Source organism: Streptomyces nidicola (assembly GCF_050106155.1).
Classification (GTDB): Bacteria; Actinomycetota; Actinomycetes; order Streptomycetales; family Streptomycetaceae; genus Streptomyces.
This window is the reverse complement of record NZ_JBNBPI010000001.1, coordinates 5,613,353-5,631,285: the sequence shown is the minus strand read 5'-3', so window position 1 is coordinate 5,631,285 and position 17,933 is coordinate 5,613,353. Positions and strand designations below refer to the sequence as shown.

The following is a 17,933-nucleotide window of genomic DNA, read 5'->3' as shown; positions in this document are numbered from 1 at the left end:
GACGCTAATCGGGGGGTAGCATCCATCCTATGAACACAGCGGACCTGGGCCTGCCGGTGGACGTTCCGTCGACGGCGCTCTTCACCGACCACTATGAGCTGACGATGCTGCAGGCGGCCCTGCGCGGGGGCACCGCCGACCGGCACTCGGTCTTCGAGGTCTTCACCCGCCGGCTGCCCGAGGGCCGCCGCTACGGCGTCGTCGCGGGCACCGGGCGCGTCCTGGACGCCGTCGAGAACTTCCGCTTCGACGCGGGCGTGCTCGACTTCCTGCGCGAGCGCGACGTCGTGGACGAGCCGACGCTCCAGTGGCTCGCGGACTACCGCTTCTCCGGCGACATCTGGGGCTACCCCGAGGGCGAGGTCTACTTCCCCGGCTCCCCCGTGCTGCGCGTCGAGGGCTCCTTCGCCGAGTGCGTGCTCCTGGAGACGGTGATCCTCTCGATCCTCAACCACGACTCGGCGATCGCCGCCGCCGCGTCCCGGATGTCCTCGGCCGCCGGTGACCGGCCGCTGATCGAGATGGGCGCGCGCCGTACGCACGAGCTGGCCGCCGTGGCCGCCTCGCGCGCCGCGTACGTGGGCGGGTTCGCGACGACCTCGGACCTGGCGGCCGGGTTCCGGTACGGGATCCCGACCGTCGGCACCAGCGCGCACGCCTTCACGCTGATCCACGACACCGAGCGGGACGCCTTCCGCGCCCAGGTCGACTCCCTGGGCAAGGGGACGACGCTGCTCGTGGACACGTACGACGTGCAGGAGGCGGTCAAGATGGCCGTCGAGATCGCGGGGCCCGAGCTCGGCGCCGTGCGGATCGACTCCGGCGACCTGTTGCTCGTCGCGCACCGGGTGCGCCAGCAGCTGGACGAGCTGGGCGCCACGAACACCAAGATCGTCGTCACCTCCGACCTCGACGAGTACGCCATCGCCTCGCTCGCCGCCTCGCCCGTGGACGCGTACGGGGTGGGTACGCAGCTGGTGACCGGGTCCGGGCACCCCACCTGCTCCATGGTCTACAAGCTGGTCGCGCGCGCCGAGTCCGCCGACCCGAAGGCGCCGCTGGTGCCCGTGGCGAAGAAGTCGGCGGGCGGGAAGACCTCGGTCGGCGGCCGCAAGTGGGCCGCGCGCCGGCCGGACGCGGACGGGGTCGCGGAGGCCGAGGTCGTCGGCACGGGGGCGGTCCCCGAGGAGCTGGCCGACCGGCAGCTCCTCGTCGAGCTGGTCAAGGGCGGCGAGGTGGTGGCCCGCGAGCCGCTCGACGCGGTGCGCGAGCGGCACATCGCGGCGCGGGACCGGCTGCCGCTGTCGGCCACGCAGCTGTCCAGGGGCGAGCCGGTCATCCCGACCGAGTACGTCTGAGACCGCTTGGGGCCGTTGGGGCCGTCCGGGACCGGGCGGCCCCAACGGCCGTCCCCCACGCCCTCTCCCGCAACGCACTTGAAGCTTCTACGCTCTTAAGTCTCCAAGCAGAAGGACAGCAATCATGCGTCGCGCCCTGATCGTCGTGGATGTGCAGAACGACTTCTGCGAGGGCGGCAGCCTCGCGGTGGCGGGGGGTGCCGATGTCGCTGCCGCGATCACCGATCTCGTCGGGCAGGCGGGTGGCGGTTGCTACCAGCACGTCGTCGCCACGCGTGATCATCACGTCGATCCCGGTGAGCACTTCTCGGAGGCGCCGGACTTCGTGCACAGCTGGCCGCGGCACTGTGTCGCGGGGACCGAGGGGGTCGGGTTCCATCCGAACTTCGCCCCTGCGGTGGCCTCCGGCGCGATCGACGCGGTGTTCGACAAGGGGGCGTACTCGGCCGCCTACAGCGGGTTCGAGGGGGCGGACGAGAACGGGGTGCCGCTGGCGGAGTGGCTCCGGGCGCGGGAGGTGTCCGAGGTGGATGTGGTCGGGATCGCGACGGATCACTGCGTTCGGGCTACCGCCGTGGATGCGGCGCGGGCCGGGTTTCGTACGAAGGTGCTGCTCGACCTGACGGCCGGGGTTGCCGCCTCCTCCACGGAGGCGGCGCTCGAGGAGCTGCGCTCGGCCGGCGTGGAGCTCACGGGCAAGCCCGTCGTGGCCTAGGTCGCGGGGCTCCGCCCCGGACCCCGCTCCTCAAACGCCGGAGGGGCTGGATGGGCTCAGACGCCCGACGGGCTCACTCTGCCCGGCAAGAGGCTGCGTATCGGGTGCCAGAGTTCGCCTGATCGCGCGTCCGGGGCCGTGCGCCAGATCAGGCCGTCCGGGTGGTGGAGGACCGCGGTTATCTCGTCCGGGGTCGGTGGCTGGGCGTTGCCTCTGAGGTAGACCGCGCGCAGGCCCAGATTGCGCAGGCGGGTCAGGGCACGGGCCCGGTTCGCGGCGTGCACCAGGAACCGTACGGCGCCCTCGCCGGGGCCCGGCGCGGGCAGCGTCAGAGCGACCACCACCGTGCCTCCCGGCAGCTTGCAGAACCCTCCTGCGGACATGACTGTCACACCCCCGTGAGACGTAGTGTCAATAAGGAACTCACAGGACGCACCTAAACACGACCGGCCGCGACCCCGCTAGAGGGTCGCGGCCGATACGTTTCTGACCTGCGGTTTTGCCTTACTTCTTGGCCGAGGGGCCCACCTTGATCGTCATCGAGGAGCCGTCGAGCGGCTGCTTCACGATGCTGATCTTGGTGTTGGTGTCAGTTGTGCGCACGCTTCCCGTGGGGTTCTCCTCGTACCAGTACGTGCCCTTGTGATCGTCGAAGACGGGGACGCCGGCCTGCGCCGGGATCTTCGTCTCGACGCCCAGCTTGTGGAGCGTCATGCCGGGGACCGGGTAGCGCCCGAAGGCGGCGTCGTACGGCGTGATCTTGTTGGTGATCAGCTTGCCGTCGGACCACTTCAGCGGCTTCGCGTGCGCGTCGACCGGGAGGATCAGGCCCTTGCCGGGGTGCTGGCCGACGTTGTTGTTGCGCTGCGAGGTGTCCCACTGCCAGACCATGAGGCCGGGGCGGTAGGAGTAGTGCTCCACCCAGTTCTGCTTGGCGCCGCCGTCACGCCAACCGAAGTTGTACGGGCCCGACTTGAGGGTCTTGTCGTACGAGACGTACTGGCGGTTCTCGGCGAGGTAGAACTGCGGGAAGTCGCCGGAGATCGAGGCGCCGACGCGGGAGAAGCCGCGCGTGGTCCAACCGGCCTGCTCCGTCTCGGCGTTGTCGGAGAAGAGCGTCGCGCCGTCCGCCTCGACCGTGAAGTTGTCGAAGGCGAAGCCCATTTGGGCCACTCCGCCGTCGGTCTTGTAGCGGAAGCGCACGTCGACCTTCTGACCGGCGTAGGCGTCCAGCGGGTAACTCAGGTGCTGGAACTTGCCGTTGGTGCCCGTGAGGGCCGGCTTGTCGCCGCCGTCGCGCGGGAGGGGAGAGCCGTCGGCGGTGCCGTCGATGGTCTTCCAGCTCGCGCCGCCGTCGGTCGACACCTGCGTGTACAGGTAGTCGTAGTCCTTCTCGATGTCGTACCAGCCGTCGAGTTCGAGGGCCGCCGACGTCTTGCCGGTCAGGTCCACGGTGCGGCTGAGCGTGTTGTCGAGGTCGTCGCCGTAGTCCGACCACCACTGCTTCGTGCCCTCGGCGGGCTTCACGATGTCCGTGGTGACGTTCTTCTTCGGCAGTTCGACGACGAGCGCCTGCTTGAGCTTGGTGTTGTACTCCGAGACACCCAGCTTGTGCGTCGACCTGGTGGCGGCCTTCGCCTTGTCGTAGTTCAGCCAGCCGAGCTGGAGCTTGTCCCAGGCCGTCATGTCGCCGGGCATGTCGCCGATCGAGTCCTTGCCGGTGCCGAGCCAGGAGCCAGCCGACATCAGCGACCAGAAGCCGACCGAGTTCTCGCCGGTGTACGTCGTGTCGTACAGGTCGGGCAGGCCCAGGTCGTGGCCGTACTCGTGGGCGAAGACGCCGAGGCCGCCGTTCTCCGGCTGCATCGTGTAGTCGCCGACCCAGATGCCGGTGTCGCCGACCGGGGTGCCGCCCGCCTTGAAGCCGGACGGGCCCGTGTCGCCGTCGTCACGGGAGAAGGCGTAACCGCGGTGCGCCCAGAGGGAGTCACCGCCCTGCGCGCCGCCGCCCGCCGAGCCGTCCTCGCCCGCGTGCACGATCTGGAAGTGGTCGATGTAGCCGTCGGGCTCGTTGAAGTCGCCGTCGTTGTCGTGGTCCGTGCGGTCCCACTGGTCGTACTGGGCCATGTCGGCCTTGATGTCGGCGTCCGACTTGCCGGCCGCCTTCTGCTGCGCGACCCAGGCGTTGACGCCGTCGCGGACCAGGTCCTCGACGTTCGGGCAGTTGTCGGCTCCGCAGTAGTTGGAGCCGTAACGGGCCTCGTTGTACTCGACCTTGACCCAGTCGGAGACCTCGCCCTCGACCGAGTAGCGGCCCGATGAGGTCTTCTCGTAGTACGTCTTGAGGGACTCGGAGCCCTTGCCGGAGGCGGTCTTGCCGTCGCCGAAGTAAAGGTCCTTGTAGTGCTGGGAGTTGTAGTCCTTCTGCCAGGCCGTGCTGTTGTCCTTGGCACGGTCCGGCTCGGCTATCTGGTTGTGCAACGGGCCGGGCGTGCCGCCGTACTTGGGCTTCAGCTCGTCCGTGTCGTCGTCCACGCGGTCGACCAGCGTCGTGTTGTCGACCTTATCGCCGAACTCGGTCAGGATCGTGAAGATCTTGTCCGTGCGCTCGCGGCCCAGCTCGACGTACTTGCCCTTCGACAGCTCCACGACCTTGGAGCCGTGCTTCTCCTGGACCTTCGAGTCGCCCTGGAGGACCTGCTGCAGCGCCGCCTGCCGCTGCTTCTCCTGCTGCTTGCTGAACGGGCCGTCGAAGACGTGGCCCTTGCCCCCGTACGTCTTTCCGTCGGCGGTCGCGCTCGTCCTGGCCGGGGTGTCGGCCCGAGCGGTGGTCGCCGCGAGCGAGCCCGTGGCCGCGGTGGCGGCGAGGGTCGCGAGCACGGCGACCGATCTCAACGCCCGTCTCTTGGTGGTCACTTGAGTGGTCCCCTCCTCCGTGGCGTGAGATCCACGCGTCACAAGTGACGTCATTTGACCGGAGGTAGAGAAGAAATAATAGACCTTGACTGAGACGTTCTCTTTGCACTATGCAGAGCGTTCGGTTCGGAATGCGGACGCGGCGATCGAGGCCGCCACATGAGCAACAGGCGCGCCTTACCGTCCACTTGGCGGACCTGGTGACTCCGTGCGCCCCCCATGCTCCGGCCACAATGCTTAGGGCATGCTTACCGGGTGCCCTGCTCGGGCACAGGTCCGAATAGTCCCCCGATGTCACGAGGACGGATCTCACCATGCCTCGCCCGACTGTCGCTCAGCTCGCCTACGGTTCGGCCACCGTCGTCTGCTCCACCATCGCCATGGTTCTGCTGTCCCAGACGGAATCGGGGCCCGGCATCCCGGTCATCGCCGTCTCGGCGCTCATCCTGGGCCTGTTCGTGGCGATGTCGGTGCCGACCCGCAAGCGGGAGACCGCCGCAGGGGCGGCCGCCGCGGAGGAACGGGTGCCGGCGCAGCGCCTCAGCACCAGGGTCCCCTCCCCCTCGGCCCCGTCCGAGGCCTCGCGCGCACGCGAACCGGCGGGCCCGTGAGACACGGACCCGCCGGTTCGCCGGTGCGGACTTCGGTCAGGCGGTGCTGACCACCACGGTCTTCGCCGCCTTGTCGTGCAGGCCCTGCTTGTAGGGCTTGTCGAAGAAGCTCCAGCCGCCGCAGATCGCTGTCCAGATGCAGGCGCAGCAGAACACCGCGGGCACCCACAGGACGACCGCGCGCAACAGGTTGGTCTGCATGCTGGGCGTCGCGCCGTCGCTCAGGTTGGCGACGCGCAGCTTCAGCCACTTCTTGCCGAGCGTCTGCCCGGTCCTCGCCGTCATGATCGTGTCGTAGCCGACGTAGAGAATGGCTCCGATCAGCGACTGGGCGAGGCGCTTGCCCGCGTCCATCTCGTCGGTGTCGATGTCGTACTGGCCGACGCCGAAGATCCACGAGAGCAGGCCCACGACGATCGTGATGAGGATGATGTCGATGATCCGCGCGAGGACGCGCTTGCCGCTGTCGGCCAGCGGCGGCATCCCCGCGAGCGGGTCGGCGGCGCCGTAGCCGCCACCGTAGGGATCACCGCCGTACGGGGGCGGTGGCGGAGGCGGGGGCGCCGAGCCGTAGGGGTTCTGGGGGTTGTCGTACGGCGAGCCGCCGCCCTGATCGGTGGGCGGCGGCTTACGGAACGGGTCGTCGTCCGGCGGCTGGCCGGACCCGGAGGGCGGCGGTTCGGTGCTCATGGCCCGAGTGGAACGCGAACCCCGCCGCCCTGCACGTGGCGGGCCGCCGTCCGGATGACCTTGCCGTCGGTCGGACGACCCTGCCGTCAGTCGGGCGACCCTGCCGTCAGTCGGCCGCCGCCACGAACGTGCGCGCCGCCTTGTCGTGCAGGCACTGGCGCCACGGGCGGTCGAAGGCGCCCCACAGGACGCCGAGGACGCCCACGACGAGGACGCCGGGCACGCTGTACGCGAGCCAGCGCTTGAGGGCCGAGACGAACGTCGGGGACTCGTGCTCCTCGATGTCACGGACCGTCAGGCCGAGCAGCTTCTTGCCGAGGGTGTAGCCCCACTTCGACGTCGGCAGCGCCTCGTAGAGCGTGCCGACCACGAGCAGTACCGCGAGCACGATGCCCAGGTACGTGCCGGTCGTGCCGTCGAGCAGCCAGACCGTGACCTGGTGCCCCGAGGCCTTCGCCTCGTCGATCTTGCCGTTGATGTGGTCGGCGGCCTTGGTGCCGAGCGGCACGGCGACGGTCGCGGTGACCGCGCCGACGACGACCGAGTCGATGAGCCGGGCCGCGAACCGCTTGCCGAGGCTTGCCGGGCGGGCCGCCGCCGCGGCCTGCGCCGCCGCGAGGAACGGGTCGGTGGAGACCGGCTTGAACGGCGTCACCGGACCGTTCGGGTCCGCCGCGGGGGCGGGCGCCTGGCCCTGGGGCGGTCCTTGAACCTGGCCCTGGCCGGCCAGCTGGTGCACCTGCTGCGGCCACGAAGGGGAGCCGCCGCCGGGCCCCTGCGTCATGGGGCTCTGGAGATGCGCCTGCGCCTGGGGCGGCTGCTGCTGTTGCGGCTGCTGGGTCTGGTGCTGCTGCGGCTGCTGTTGCGGGACGTTCGGCTGGGCCGGGGCGGCCGGGGTCTGCGGAGCCGGCTGCGGGTTCAGGCCCGCGCGGGCCTGCGCCTGGGACTGGCCCGGCGTGGCGGCCCGGCCACCCTGCCCGCTCTGCCCACCCGGCCCGCTCTGCCCGTCCTGCTTCGGCAGCGCGCGGAACGCCATCGTGCCGTCGGCGGGGGCCTGCTGCCCGCCTCCCGGCTGCTGCATGGCGCGGAGCTTGACCGTGCCGTCCGTGCGGTCCGGCGGCGGGGACGCCTCCGGGGAGGCCTGCTCGGGGGTCTCGGCGTTCGGACCCGCGCCCCAGGACACCCGGTTCGCCTGCTCGGCGCCGAAGCCCGTCTGCCGGGCGGTGTTGGCGCCCCAGGCGGACGCGGGCTCGGGGGCCGCGGGCGCGCCGTGGTCCGCGGGCCCCATCTCCGTACGCACGGAGGGCTCCTCGTCGAGGAAGACGGGTCCGGTCTCCTCCGCGGGAGGGGGCTCGGACGCCGAGGCGGGGGCGGTGGCGGCGCCGCCACCGGGCGGGGCCGGAAGGGTTTCTCCGTCGGAGGGGGCGGGGCGGCTGGTGCCCGGGACCCACGCAGCCCCGTTCCAGTACCGGACATATCCGGGAATGGACGGATCGGGGTAGTAGCCTTCGCGGGGCCTGTCGTCACCGGGGGCCGGGGTTGGCGCACTCATGTCCGTCGTCCCGTATCTGCTCGGGGGTCTTGTTGTGGGTTCCACATCTATCAGACCGCCGCGCCCGCCCGTGCCGCTCCGCCGTTACGGACCACTTTCCGGGGAACGCGGGCCCCCTGCCGGGACGCTGAAAAATATCTTCGCCGAACTCGCGTAATGCTCCCGGCAGATCGTGCTCTCACCTTGCAACGGGCCCGCTCCGGACCCGTACGACGGAGAGGAAACGCACGACATGCACACCGTGGTGGAACGCGAACTGGAACTGAAGCTGGTGCTCTCGCCGGAGCGGAGCATCCCCGTTCCGGCCCGACTGTCCTACCGAACCGACGATCCCTACGCCGTCCACATCACGTTCCACATCGGCTCGCACCACCCGGTCAACTGGACGTTCGCCCGCGAGCTGCTCGTGGAAGGGGTGTTCCGGCCGTGCGGGCACGGGGACGTGCGGGTGTGGCCGACGAAGGTGGAGGGGCGCAGCGTGGTTCTGGTGGCGCTGAGTTCGCCGGACGGGGATGCGCTGCTCGAGATGCCGACCGCGCAGGTCTCGGCCTGGCTGGAGCGGACGCTGCGGGCGGTGCCGCCCGGGACGGAGACGGAGCAGCTCGGCATCGACGATGCCTTGGCCGAGCTGCTCACCACGGCCCCGGCCGTGGACGACCTGTACCTGTGCGACCCGTGGCCGGGGGACGAGTCGTCCTCCGACGACCTGTGAGGGGTCCGGCACGGGGACCGGGTCACTCGGAAGACGCGCCCGGGTCCAGCGTGCCGGTGAGCGTGGTGCCTGCCGGGGCGGGGCCCGGGTCCGCGACCGCGGTGCCGACCGCGAGGCCGACGGAGGAGAGTGCGATGGCGCCGACCAGTACGGCGGCGGTCGTCCTGCGGCGGCGGGCGGACTTGTCGTGGTTACGGCCGGCGTTGCTGGTGCTCATCGGCGGGACCTCATCGGGCTGCGGGGGTGCGACCCGTTCAGGATCCCGCCGGAACACGGCCCGCCACATGAGGCTTTCGTCCTTTATGTGCGCCCTACGTGACGGGGCCCGCACTCCCCGCGACGCTCGCCGCCACGCTTACGGCGGTCAGAACAGCTTGCCCGGGTTGAGCAGGCCCAGCGGGTCGAAGGCCGCCTTCACCGCCTGCTGCATCTCGACCCCGACCGGGCCGAGCTCGCGGGCGAGCCACTCCTTCTTCAGCACGCCGACGCCGTGCTCGCCGGTGATGGTGCCGCCGAGTTCGAGGCCGAGCGCCATGATCTCGTCGAAGGACTCACGGGCGCGGCGCCCCTCGTCGGCGTCCTGCGCGTCGAAGCAGACGGTGGGGTGCGTGTTGCCGTCGCCCGCGTGCGCGCACACCCCGATGGTGAGGTCGTACTTCTCGGCGATCCGCTCGACGCCTTCGAGCAGCTCGCCGAGCTTGGAGCGGGGCACGCACACGTCGTCGATCATCGTGGTGCCCTTGACCGCTTCGAGGGCGGTGAGCGACAACCGCCGCGCCTGGAGCAGCAGTTCGGACTCCGCGGCGTCCTCGGCGGGCACGACCTGGGTGGCGCCCGCGGCCTCGCACAGCGCGCCGACGGCGGCGAGGTCCTCCGTCGGGTCCGGGGTGTCGAAGGCGGCGAGGAGCAGCGCCTCCGTGGTCTCCGGCAGGCCCATGTTGGCCATGTCGTTGACGGCCTTGACCGTCGTACGGTCCATGAGTTCGAGCAGGGACGGGACGTGCCCGCCCTCCATGATCCGGCAGACCGCGTCGCAGGCGGCCTCCGCGGAGGCGAACTCGGCTGCGAGCACGAGCTGTTGGGGCGGCTGCGGCTTCAGCGCGAGCGTCGCCTTGACGACGATACCGAGGCTGCCCTCGGAGCCGACGAAGAGCCGCGTCAGGTCGTAGCCGGCGACGCCCTTCGCGGTGCGCCTGCCCGTCTGGAGCAGCCGCCCGTCGGCGAGGACGACGTCGAGGCCGAGCACGTACTCCGCCGTCACCCCGTACTTCACGCAGCACAGGCCGCCGGAGGCCGTGCCGATGTTGCCGCCGATGGTGCACATTTCCCAGCTGGAGGGGTCCGGCGGGTAGTAGAGCCCGTGCTCGTTCACCGCGCGGGAGATCGTGGCGTTGATGACGCCCGGTTCGACGACGGCGATCCGGTCGACCGGGTTGATCTCCAGGATGCGGTCCATCTTGACGAGCGAGAGGACGATGCAGCCCTCGCTCGCGTTGGCCCCGCCCGACAGGCCCGTGCGGGCGCCCTGCGGGACGACCGGGACACGCAGCGCGGTCGCCGTGCGCATCACGTGCTGGACCTCTTCGACGGTGCGCGGCAGGACGACGACGGCCGGGGTGCCGGCGTCGCAGAAGCTCGCCATGTCGTGGGCGTACGAGGCGGTGACGTCGGCGTCGACGATGACGGCTTCCGCGGGCAGGCCCGTACGGAGCTCTTCCATGAGTGTGCGGCTCATGATCACACCCTCGCACTCCGTGCCGACCGTGTGAACCCCTTACCGAATCGGGGTTACACCAGCGCCGTGCCGATCAGGCCGTTGCGGGTGACCAGGGACGCCAGCTCCGGCTCGCTCAGCCCGTCCGTCCCGGCGGGACGCCTCGGGAGGACCATGTAGCGGGTCTCCGCGCTGGAGTCCCAGACGGTGACCTTGACGTCGTCCGGGAGGGTCACGCCGAACTCGCCCAGCACCGCACGGGGTTCACGCACCACCCGCGACCGGTACGCCTCGCTCTTGTACCAGCCGGGCGAGGGGCCGAGGAGCCGCAGCGGGTAGCAGGAGCAGAGCGTGCACACGATGACGTTGTGCACGGCCCCCGTGTTCTCGGTGACGCGCAGCCTCTGGGGCTGAACTCCCCCGCTGGAGAAGCCCAGTTCGGCCACCGCCGACGAGCCGTCCGCCAGCAGCCGCTCCTTGAACGCCGGGTCGGTCCAGGCGCGGGCCACCACCTTCGCCCCGTTGACCGGCGAGGCCCCCGCGAGGAAGCCGTCGATGACCTCGTCGACCGTCTCGCCGCCGACGATGCCCTTCTCCTCCAACAGGCTCTCCAGGAGCCGCACTTGGCGGGAGATCACCGCGTCGTCGTGGTTACCGGACATCGCCGTCGACCTCCTCGTAAGGCTCCAGATAGCTCTCGGACAGGTCGAGGACGACGTCGTGCCCGCCCTCGCCCCACAGCTCGCGCGCCGCGAACCGCACCGCGTAGATCATCTCGACGGGCGCGTCCGGGCGCCCCTGCGCGCGCACGTCGGCGAGCGGCGCCCGGCCCTCCGGCTCGACGACGACGCCGAGCTTGCCGCGGGCGTAGCGCGGCAGGCGGGTGTGGTGCGGCGGGTCGTGCCGGTACGTACGGACCAGGTCCCCGGCGACGTAAGCGGGTTGACCGGATTCAGACACGGTCGAGCACCCCCTCCTCGATGACGCCCTTGCGTTCGAGGAGCGTCCGGATCGCGTGGAACCAGCGCTCGTAGTACGAGGCCGCGAGGTACTCCTGGGGCGGCATCGTCTCGATCGCGTCCCGGAACTCGTCGAGGTTGAAGACCTTCTGGACGAGCAGCGCGCGCTGGAGCGCGAAGACCCGCGCCTCCCAGTCCGCGTGGAAGGGTTCGGCGTCATCGCTGGTGTCGATGGCGCCGAACCCCGTCGTTCCGCCTACATCGTTCATCCTGGCCATGAGGCCAGCCTACGAGTGCCGGTCAGAGATTTCCGCGCTTCTCCTGCTCCCGCTCGATCGCCTCGAAGAGCGCCTTGAAGTTGCCCTTGCCGAAGCCCATGGAGCCGTGCCGCTCGATCATCTCGAAGAAGACGGTCGGCTTGTCCTGGACCGGCTTGGTGAAGATCTGCAGCAGGTAGCCGTCCTCGTCGCGGTCGACGAGGATCTTCAGCTCGCGCAGCGTCTCGACCGGCACGCGGGTCTCGCCCGCCCACTCGCCGAGGGTGTCGTAGTACGAGTCCGGGGTGTCCAGGAACTGAACTCCCGCCGCCCGCATGGCCTTTACCGACGCGACGATGTCGTTCGTGGCGAGCGCGAGGTGCTGGACGCCGGCGCCGCCGTAGAACTCCAGGTACTCGTCGATCTGCGACTTCTTCTTGGCGATGGCCGGTTCGTTGATCGGGAACTTCACCTTGAGGGTGCCGTCCGCGACCACCTTCGACATCAGCGCGCTGTACTCGGTCGCGATGTCGTCGCCCACGAACTCCTTCATGTTCGTGAAGCCCATGACCTTGTTGTAGAACGCCACCCACTCGTTCATCTTGCCGAGCTCGACGTTGCCCACGCAGTGGTCGATGGCCTGGAAGGTGCGCTTGGCCGGGGGCTCGACGATCGGGGCGGCGGCGGAGTATCCGGGCAGATAGGGGCCGTCGTAGCCGGAACGCTCGACGAGGGTGTGGCGGGTCTTGCCGTACGTGGCGATGGCGGCGCGCACGACGGTGCCGTGCTCGTCCTTCGTCTCGTACGGCTCCTCGATGCCACGGGCGCCGTGCTCGGTGGCGTACTTGTACGCGGCGCGCGCGTCCGGGACCTCGATGGCGAGGTCGACGACGCCGTCGCCGTGCGCCGCGACGTGGTCGGCGAGGAAGTGGCCCCAGTCGGTGGAGGCCTTGATGACCGAGGTGAGGACGAAGCGGGCCGAGCCGTTGGTGAGGACGTAGGACGCCGTCTCGCGGCTGCCGTTCTCCGGTCCGGAGTAGGCGACGAGCTTCATGCCGAAGGCGGTCGAGTAGTAGTGCGCGGCCTGCTTGGCGTTGCCCACGGCGAAGACGACCGCGTCCATCCCCTTGACCGGGAAGGGATCGGCCTGCCGTGCGGTGTCGGGGGTGTGCTGTGTGGTCTGCGTCATACCGTGAGACTCCCGCCGGTCCGCAAGGTGCGCAATAGTTTGCGTTTTCGCTGGGCAATCTGACCAGTGGAGGGTCCGTTTCTGCGGGCGGCTTGTACAGGGTGACCACCCGGCGACGGGGGTGGGGACGGAGGCGTGCATGGCGATCGACGATCTGGACGGGCGGCTCATCGTGCTGCTCGCGCGCGAACCGCGGATCGGGGTGCTCGAGATGTCCCGGCGGCTCGGCGTCGCGCGCGGCACCGTGCAGGCCCGTCTCGACCGGCTTACCTCGAACGGAGTCATCCGCGGCTTCGGCCCCCAGGTGGACCCGGCGGCGCTCGGCTACCCGGTCACCGCGTTCGCGACGCTCCAGATCAGGCAGGGTCAAGGAGCCGATGTCAGGACCCATTTGGACGGCGTCCCCGAGGTGCTCGAACTGCACACGACGACCGGCAGCGGGGACATGCTGTGCCGGCTCGTGGCCCGCTCGAACGCGGATCTTCAACGTGTGATCGACCGGGTTGTCGGTTTTGATGGCATCGTCCGGGCTTCCACGGCGATCGTCATGGAAAATCCTGTTCCGCTGCGGATCATCCCGCTCGTGGAGCAGGCGTCAGGAGATTCCTGACGGCTATCCGAGCACCGCCCGGGAGTGAGGTGCGATGAACTTCTGGGACTACCTGGGCGCCCGGCACCAGCAACTGCTCGCCGACGCCTATCAACACGCGAGCGCCGTCTTCCAGTGCATGGTCCTCGCGACCTTGATCGGCATCGTCATCGGCATCGTCTCGTACCGCAGCGAATGGGCCGGGAACCTGGCGACGACCGCCACCTCGACCATTCTCACCATCCCCTCGCTCGCCATGATCGGTCTGCTGATCCCGATCGTGGGCCTCGGCGTCGCGCCGACCGTCATCGCGCTGACCCTGTACGGGCTGCTGCCGATCGTGCGGAACGCGATCGTGGGCCTGCGCGGCGTCGACCCGGCGCTCATCGACGCGGCGAAGGGCATCGGGATGTCCAGGACCGCCCGCCTGTTCAAGGTGGAACTGCCGCTCGCCTGGCCGCCGATCCTCACCGGGATCCGGGTCTCCACGCAGATGCTGATGGGCATCGCCGCCATCGCCGCGTTCGCCTCCGGACCCGGGCTCGGCAACGAGATCTTCCGCGGCATCGCCTCCCTGGGCAGCGCCAACGCGCTCAACCAGGTGCTCGCCGGAACGCTCGGCATCATCATCCTCGCCCTGCTCTTCGACGCCGCGTACGTCCTCATCGGACGGCTGACCATCCCGAGGGGGATCCGTGCCTGACACCACCACCGACACCCCACAGGGGCAGCAGGCGTCCGGGGCCAGCATCGAGCTGGAGAACCTCACCAAGCGCTATCCGGGCTCCACCGACCCCGCCGTGGACAGCGTCAACATGGAGATCAAGGCCGGCGAGCTGATCATCTTCGTCGGCCCGTCCGGCTGCGGAAAGTCCACGACGCTGAAGATGATCAACCGGCTGATCGAGCCGACCGGCGGGCGCATCCGCATCGGCGGCGAGGACGTCACCGACATGGACCCGGTGAAGCTGCGCCGCAAGGTCGGGTACGCGATCCAGTCCTCCGGGCTCTTCCCGCACATGACGGTCGCCCAGAACATCGCGCTCGTGCCGAAGATGATCGGCTGGTCCAAGTCGAAGATCAAGGCGCGAGTGGAGGAGATGCTCGACCTCGTCGGTCTCGACGCCGCCGAGTACCACGGCCGCTATCCGCGCCAGCTCTCCGGCGGCCAGCAGCAACGCGTGGGCGTGGCACGGGCGTTGGCGGCGGACCCGCCCGTGCTCCTGATGGACGAGCCGTTCGGCGCCGTCGACCCGATCACCCGCGACCACCTCCAGGACGAGCTGATCCGGCTCCAGCACGAGCTGCACAAGACGATCGTCTTCGTCACGCACGACTTCGACGAGGCGATCAAGCTCGGCGACCGGATCGCGGTGCTCCGCGAGAAGTCGCACATCGCGCAGTTCGACACCCCGGAGGCGATCCTCACCAACCCGGCGGACGACTTCGTCTCCGGGTTCGTCGGCGCCGGGGCCGCTCTGAAGCGCCTCAACCTGACCCGCGTACGCGACGTGGAGGTCACCGACTATCCGACAGTGGGCGTCGACGACCCACTCCAGGACATCTTCAACAAGCTGCGGGCGGCCGGCACCAACGAGCTGCTGCTGCTCGACAAGCGCGGCCGGCCCTACAAGTGGCTGCGCCGCGGCGACCTGATGCGCGCCAAGGGCTCCCTCGCCCGCGCGGGCACCCTCGTGCACGACACCGTCACCCGCGACGCCACCCTGCGCGACGCCCTCGAAGCGGTCCTCACCGACAACGCGGGCCGCGTCGCGGTGACCGGGCGGCGCGGCGCGTACGAGGGCGTCGTCGACATGGAGACGCTGATGAACTCCGTGCACGAACTCCTGGAGGCCGACCGCCTCGAAGCGGTCGAGCACCAGCACGAGCTGGAGGAGAAGCGCGCCGAGCAGACGCATCTGGAGCAGGAGGGTTCCCAGGCCCCCGGCGGGGAGGCGAAGGCGTGAGCACACCGTCCCGCAAATCGCCTCCGAAGGGCGCGCGCCCCGAGGGCGAGCACGAGGTCAAGGGCCTCGCGTTCCGCGACGAGGGCCAGGGCGAGCAGGAGGCACCGCCGCCCGTCACGCCCGCCCGGAAGGAACCGTCCCGCATCACCTGGAAGAAGCTGACGTTCCTTCCGGTGTTCCTGATCCTCGTCCTGCTGATCACCTGGCTCTGGTTCCGCAACGCGGACCTCGACACGATCTCCGAGAACGCCATCTCGGGCGGCAAGGTGTGGAAGGCGCTGCGCCAGCACATCAGCCTGACGGTGATCTCGACGTTCTTCGTGCTGATCATCGCGATCCCGCTGGGCATCGTGCTGACCCGCAAGATGTTCCGCAAGGCGACCCCGTTCGCCCTGGCGATCGCCAACATGGGCCAGGCCACCCCGGCCATCGGCCTGCTCGCCCTGCTCGTCATCTGGCTGGGCATCGGCGAGCGGTCGGCCCTCATCGGCATCATCATCTACGCGATCCTGCCGGTGCTCTCCAACACCATCGCGGGTCTGAAGGCCAACGATCCGACGCTCCTCGAAGCGGCGAAGGGCATCGGGATGTCGCCGATGGGGGTGCTGCGCAAGGTCGAACTCCCCCTCGCCGTACCGCTGATCCTCGCGGGCGTGCGCACGGCGCTCGTCCTCAACGTCGGTACGGCGACGCTGGCGACCTTCGGCGGTGGCGGCGGCCTCGGCGTCCTCATCACCACCGGAATCACCAACCAGCGCATGCCAGTCCTGATGCTCGGCTCGATCCTGACGATCGCGCTGGCCCTGCTCGTCGACTGGCTGGCCTCGCTGGCCGAACTGCTGCTGCGCCCGCGCGGGTTGGAGGTGCGCTCATGAAGCCCATGAAGCCCACGAAGTACCGCGTACGGGTGGCCGTGGCGGCGGGCTGCGGGATCGCGCTCCTCGCGAGCGGCTGCGGGCTCACCAGTGGCAGCCCGCTCGTCGACGACGTGCAGCCCGGCTCCATCGGCAAGGGCAAGCCGCTGGAGGGCGCCGACATCACCGTCACGTCCAAGGAGTTCACCGAGCAGCTGGTGCTGGGCGCGATCATGGGCATCGCGTTCAAGGCGGCAGGCGCGGACGTCCTCGACCGGACCGGCATCCAGGGCTCCATCGGCGCCCGCGAGGCCATCAAGTCCGGTGACGCCGACGCCATGTACGAGTACACGGGCACGGCCTGGATCACCTACCTCGGCAACTCGGACCCGATCACCGACCCGCAGAAGCAGTACGAGGCCGTGGCCAAGGCCGACAAGAAGAACGGCATCACGTGGCTGCCGCAGGCCGAGCTCAACAACACCTACGCGCTCGCCATGAACAACGCCAACTTCAAGAAGTACGGCACCAAGACGCTCTCCGACGTCGCCGCGCTCGCCAAGAAGAACCCGAAGGCCGTCACGCTGTGCGTGGAGAGCGAGTTCGCCAACCGGGCCGACGGTCTGCCCGGCATGCAGAAGGCGTACGGGATGAACGTGCCGCCCGCCAACATCACGCAGATGGACAGCGGCATCATCTACACCCAGGCGTCCAAGGGCAGTTGCACCTACGGCGAGGTCTACACGACCGACGGCCGGATCAAGGCGATGCACCTGAACGTCATGGAGGACGACAAGAAGTTCTTCCCGAACTACAACGCGGCGCCCTCGATCAACACCAAGGCGCTCAAGAAGTACCCGGCGATGGCGGACGTCCTGGAGCCGATCACGAAGAAGCTCGACAACACGGTCGCCCAGGACCTCAACTCGAAGGTGGACGTCGAAGGGCAGGACCCGCACGACGTGGCGAAGGACTGGCTGGTGAAGGAAGGGTTCGTCAAGGAGTGAGCCGAGCGGGCCCCCTCGGGCCGACCGCTCAGCACTCCGGGACCGTGCCCGAGCCCTTCTCCATGTTCGTCAGCGCGGTCATCGTGCCCTTGAGCGTGCTCACCGAGATCAGCTTCATCGACCCCGGCGCGGAGGCCTTCGCGTCCGAGCACTCCGCCTTCGGTACGAGGAAGACGGTGGCGCCGTCGCGGTCGGCGGCCTGCACCTTCAGCGAGACACCGCCGACCGGGCCGACCTTGCCCTCGGCGTCGATGGTGCCGGTGCCCGCGATGGACTTCCCGCCGGTGAGGTCGCCGCCGCTGCCGTCGCCGTCCAGCTTGTCGATGATGCCGAGGGAGAAGAGCAGTCCTGCGCTCGGGCCGCCGACGTCGCCGAGCTGGAGGTCGACCTTGACGTCCTTCGAGGACTTGCCGAGGTAGGACAGCGCGGCCTCGGTGGCGGCGTCCTGCGAGCCCTTCATCTCCTGCTGGTTGTGCTGCTCGACCTCCTTCGTCGAGTCGCCCGACGGGTACACCGCGTCGCGCGGCATGACCGCGCGGTTCTCGGCGAACCAGCCGTCGAGCACGTCGCTGAGGTGCACGGAGGCGTCGGGGCCCGTCGCCACGATGGTCACCGCGCGGAGTTTGCCGTCCGTGGGGCGGGTGGGCGCGCCGCTGATGTCGATGACGGGTTTGCCGTCCGACGTGCCCAGGACGTTCGTCGTGGGCCCGGGCTGCGCGACGGAGAACGGCAGCGGCGCGAACCCCGCTACCGCGAGCAGGGCGACGACCGGAGCCGCGCAGGCGGCGATAGCAACGGGGCGGCTGAGGCGATTGAGCACGGGGTGACTCTAACGTGGTCGTC

General features: G+C 69.7%; 20 protein-coding genes. 9 read left to right on the top strand and 11 right to left on the bottom strand.

All coding sequences use genetic code 11. From position 1 onward, the window contains the following. Positions 1 to 29: 29 nt before the first annotated feature. Together ACOKM3_RS25565 and ACOKM3_RS25560 are read left to right on the top strand one after the other, a co-directional pair. Entirely contained in the window at positions 30 to 1,358 is a 1,329-nt protein-coding gene (locus tag ACOKM3_RS25565; RefSeq protein ID WP_426903365.1) for a nicotinate phosphoribosyltransferase, read from the top strand. Positions 1,359 to 1,482: 124 nt separating this feature from the next. Then, positions 1,483 to 2,073, top strand: coding sequence for an isochorismatase family protein (locus ACOKM3_RS25560; protein WP_426903364.1), 591 nt, complete (start codon positions 1,483 to 1,485; stop codon positions 2,071 to 2,073). Between the two features lie 56 nt (positions 2,074 to 2,129). Here the strand turns inward: ACOKM3_RS25560 and ACOKM3_RS25555 are convergent, their stop codons facing one another. Further along, complete coding sequence (locus ACOKM3_RS25555) at positions 2,130 to 2,456, bottom strand: hypothetical protein (RefSeq protein WP_426903363.1); 327 nt, start codon at positions 2,454 to 2,456, stop codon at positions 2,130 to 2,132. 121 nt (positions 2,457 to 2,577) lie between these two features. Further along, positions 2,578 to 4,989, bottom strand: coding sequence for an immune inhibitor A domain-containing protein (locus ACOKM3_RS25550; RefSeq protein ID WP_426903362.1), 2,412 nt, complete (start codon positions 4,987 to 4,989; stop codon positions 2,578 to 2,580). Between the two features lie 314 nt (positions 4,990 to 5,303). On the opposite strand from ACOKM3_RS25550, the gene ACOKM3_RS25545 reads away from it, so the two are divergent. Further along, positions 5,304 to 5,600 (top strand): hypothetical protein, encoded by a 297-nt coding sequence (locus tag ACOKM3_RS25545; RefSeq protein WP_426903361.1) that lies wholly within the window; start codon positions 5,304 to 5,306, stop codon positions 5,598 to 5,600. A gap of 36 nt (positions 5,601 to 5,636) precedes the next feature. Here the strand turns inward: ACOKM3_RS25545 and ACOKM3_RS25540 are convergent, their stop codons facing one another. Further along, a complete protein-coding gene (locus ACOKM3_RS25540; RefSeq protein ID WP_426903360.1) occupies positions 5,637 to 6,290 on the bottom strand; it encodes an RDD family protein in 654 nt (217 codons plus the stop codon). 106 nt (positions 6,291 to 6,396) lie between these two features. Continuing rightward, positions 6,397 to 7,842 carry an RDD family protein gene (locus ACOKM3_RS25535; RefSeq protein WP_426903359.1) on the bottom strand — a complete coding sequence of 482 codons (1,446 nt, stop codon included), beginning with the start codon at positions 7,840 to 7,842 and terminating at the stop codon, positions 6,397 to 6,399. A 232-nt stretch (positions 7,843 to 8,074) separates the two neighbouring features. Here ACOKM3_RS25535 and ACOKM3_RS25530 point away from each other — a divergent pair, with 232 nt between their 5' ends. Beyond that, positions 8,075 to 8,554 (top strand): SsgA family sporulation/cell division regulator, encoded by a 480-nt coding sequence (locus ACOKM3_RS25530; RefSeq protein ID WP_426903358.1) that lies wholly within the window; start codon positions 8,075 to 8,077, stop codon positions 8,552 to 8,554. A gap of 22 nt (positions 8,555 to 8,576) precedes the next feature. Here the strand turns inward: ACOKM3_RS25530 and ACOKM3_RS25525 are convergent, their stop codons facing one another. The 6 genes from ACOKM3_RS25525 to hppD form a co-directional block, all read right to left on the bottom strand. After that, positions 8,577 to 8,771: a hypothetical protein gene (locus ACOKM3_RS25525; protein ID WP_426903357.1), complete on the bottom strand. Its 195-nt coding sequence runs from the start codon at positions 8,769 to 8,771 to the stop codon at positions 8,577 to 8,579. Between the two features lie 147 nt (positions 8,772 to 8,918). Beyond that, a complete protein-coding gene (locus ACOKM3_RS25520) occupies positions 8,919 to 10,289 on the bottom strand; it encodes an FAD-binding oxidoreductase (protein ID WP_426903356.1) in 1,371 nt (456 codons plus the stop codon). 53 nt (positions 10,290 to 10,342) lie between these two features. Continuing rightward, positions 10,343 to 10,930: a nitrile hydratase subunit alpha gene (gene nthA / locus ACOKM3_RS25515; RefSeq protein ID WP_426903355.1), complete on the bottom strand. Its 588-nt coding sequence runs from the start codon at positions 10,928 to 10,930 to the stop codon at positions 10,343 to 10,345. After that, a complete protein-coding gene (locus ACOKM3_RS25510) occupies positions 10,920 to 11,228 on the bottom strand; it encodes an SH3-like domain-containing protein (RefSeq protein ID WP_426903354.1) in 309 nt (102 codons plus the stop codon). The genes nthA and ACOKM3_RS25510 overlap by 11 nt, the downstream gene beginning before the upstream one ends. Continuing rightward, positions 11,221 to 11,505 carry a hypothetical protein gene (locus ACOKM3_RS25505; protein ID WP_426903353.1) on the bottom strand — a complete coding sequence of 95 codons (285 nt, stop codon included), beginning with the start codon at positions 11,503 to 11,505 and terminating at the stop codon, positions 11,221 to 11,223. The genes ACOKM3_RS25510 and ACOKM3_RS25505 overlap by 8 nt, the downstream gene beginning before the upstream one ends. Before the next feature lie 22 nt (positions 11,506 to 11,527). Beyond that, on the bottom strand, positions 11,528 to 12,673 hold the full coding sequence (gene hppD, locus ACOKM3_RS25500; RefSeq protein ID WP_426903352.1) for a 4-hydroxyphenylpyruvate dioxygenase: 1,146 nt from the start codon (positions 12,671 to 12,673) through the stop codon (positions 11,528 to 11,530). A 139-nt stretch (positions 12,674 to 12,812) separates the two neighbouring features. Here hppD and ACOKM3_RS25495 point away from each other — a divergent pair, with 139 nt between their 5' ends. From ACOKM3_RS25495 to ACOKM3_RS25475, 5 genes are read left to right on the top strand one after another with little or no spacing between them, the layout of a single operon-like run. Next, the gene (locus ACOKM3_RS25495; RefSeq protein ID WP_266710827.1) at positions 12,813 to 13,283 is read left to right on the top strand and encodes an Lrp/AsnC family transcriptional regulator; all 471 of its coding nucleotides are present in this window, start codon (positions 12,813 to 12,815) and stop codon (positions 13,281 to 13,283) included. 34 nt (positions 13,284 to 13,317) lie between these two features. Next, positions 13,318 to 13,965, top strand: coding sequence for an ABC transporter permease (locus ACOKM3_RS25490; protein ID WP_266710829.1), 648 nt, complete (start codon positions 13,318 to 13,320; stop codon positions 13,963 to 13,965). Beyond that, a complete protein-coding gene (locus ACOKM3_RS25485; protein ID WP_426903351.1) occupies positions 13,958 to 15,229 on the top strand; it encodes a betaine/proline/choline family ABC transporter ATP-binding protein in 1,272 nt (423 codons plus the stop codon). Before ACOKM3_RS25490 ends, ACOKM3_RS25485 begins: the two co-directional genes overlap by 8 nt. After that, positions 15,226 to 16,104, top strand: coding sequence for an ABC transporter permease (locus ACOKM3_RS25480; RefSeq protein WP_426903350.1), 879 nt, complete (start codon positions 15,226 to 15,228; stop codon positions 16,102 to 16,104). Before ACOKM3_RS25485 ends, ACOKM3_RS25480 begins: the two co-directional genes overlap by 4 nt. A gap of 5 nt (positions 16,105 to 16,109) precedes the next feature. Continuing rightward, on the top strand, positions 16,110 to 17,090 hold the full coding sequence (locus ACOKM3_RS25475; RefSeq protein WP_426906892.1) for a glycine betaine ABC transporter substrate-binding protein: 981 nt from the start codon (positions 16,110 to 16,112) through the stop codon (positions 17,088 to 17,090). A gap of 28 nt (positions 17,091 to 17,118) precedes the next feature. On the opposite strand, the gene ACOKM3_RS25470 is transcribed toward ACOKM3_RS25475, so the two are convergent. Beyond that, positions 17,119 to 17,910: a S16 family serine protease gene (locus ACOKM3_RS25470; protein ID WP_426903349.1), complete on the bottom strand. Its 792-nt coding sequence runs from the start codon at positions 17,908 to 17,910 to the stop codon at positions 17,119 to 17,121. Positions 17,911 to 17,933 lie beyond the last annotated feature (23 nt).

Coding starts and splice junctions, on each gene's coding strand:
- ACOKM3_RS25520 (WP_426903356.1), bottom strand. CDS start 10,289: ATGAGCCGCACACTCATGGAAGAGCTCCGTACGGGCCTGCCCGCGGAA.
- ACOKM3_RS25490 (WP_266710829.1), top strand. CDS start 13,318: ATGAACTTCTGGGACTACCTGGGCGCCCGGCACCAGCAACTGCTCGCC.
- ACOKM3_RS25535 (WP_426903359.1), bottom strand. CDS start 7,842: ATGAGTGCGCCAACCCCGGCCCCCGGTGACGACAGGCCCCGCGAAGGC.
- ACOKM3_RS25530 (WP_426903358.1), top strand. CDS start 8,075: ATGCACACCGTGGTGGAACGCGAACTGGAACTGAAGCTGGTGCTCTCG.
- ACOKM3_RS25545 (WP_426903361.1), top strand. CDS start 5,304: ATGCCTCGCCCGACTGTCGCTCAGCTCGCCTACGGTTCGGCCACCGTC.
- nthA (WP_426903355.1), bottom strand. CDS start 10,930: ATGTCCGGTAACCACGACGACGCGGTGATCTCCCGCCAAGTGCGGCTC.
- hppD (WP_426903352.1), bottom strand. CDS start 12,673: ATGACGCAGACCACACAGCACACCCCCGACACCGCACGGCAGGCCGAT.
- ACOKM3_RS25475 (WP_426906892.1), top strand. CDS start 16,110: ATGAAGCCCACGAAGTACCGCGTACGGGTGGCCGTGGCGGCGGGCTGC.
- ACOKM3_RS25505 (WP_426903353.1), bottom strand. CDS start 11,505: ATGGCCAGGATGAACGATGTAGGCGGAACGACGGGGTTCGGCGCCATC.
- ACOKM3_RS25555 (WP_426903363.1), bottom strand. CDS start 2,456: ATGTCCGCAGGAGGGTTCTGCAAGCTGCCGGGAGGCACGGTGGTGGTC.
- ACOKM3_RS25565 (WP_426903365.1), top strand. CDS start 30: ATGAACACAGCGGACCTGGGCCTGCCGGTGGACGTTCCGTCGACGGCG.
- ACOKM3_RS25540 (WP_426903360.1), bottom strand. CDS start 6,290: ATGAGCACCGAACCGCCGCCCTCCGGGTCCGGCCAGCCGCCGGACGAC.
- ACOKM3_RS25560 (WP_426903364.1), top strand. CDS start 1,483: ATGCGTCGCGCCCTGATCGTCGTGGATGTGCAGAACGACTTCTGCGAG.
- ACOKM3_RS25495 (WP_266710827.1), top strand. CDS start 12,813: ATGGCGATCGACGATCTGGACGGGCGGCTCATCGTGCTGCTCGCGCGC.
- ACOKM3_RS25525 (WP_426903357.1), bottom strand. CDS start 8,771: ATGAGCACCAGCAACGCCGGCCGTAACCACGACAAGTCCGCCCGCCGC.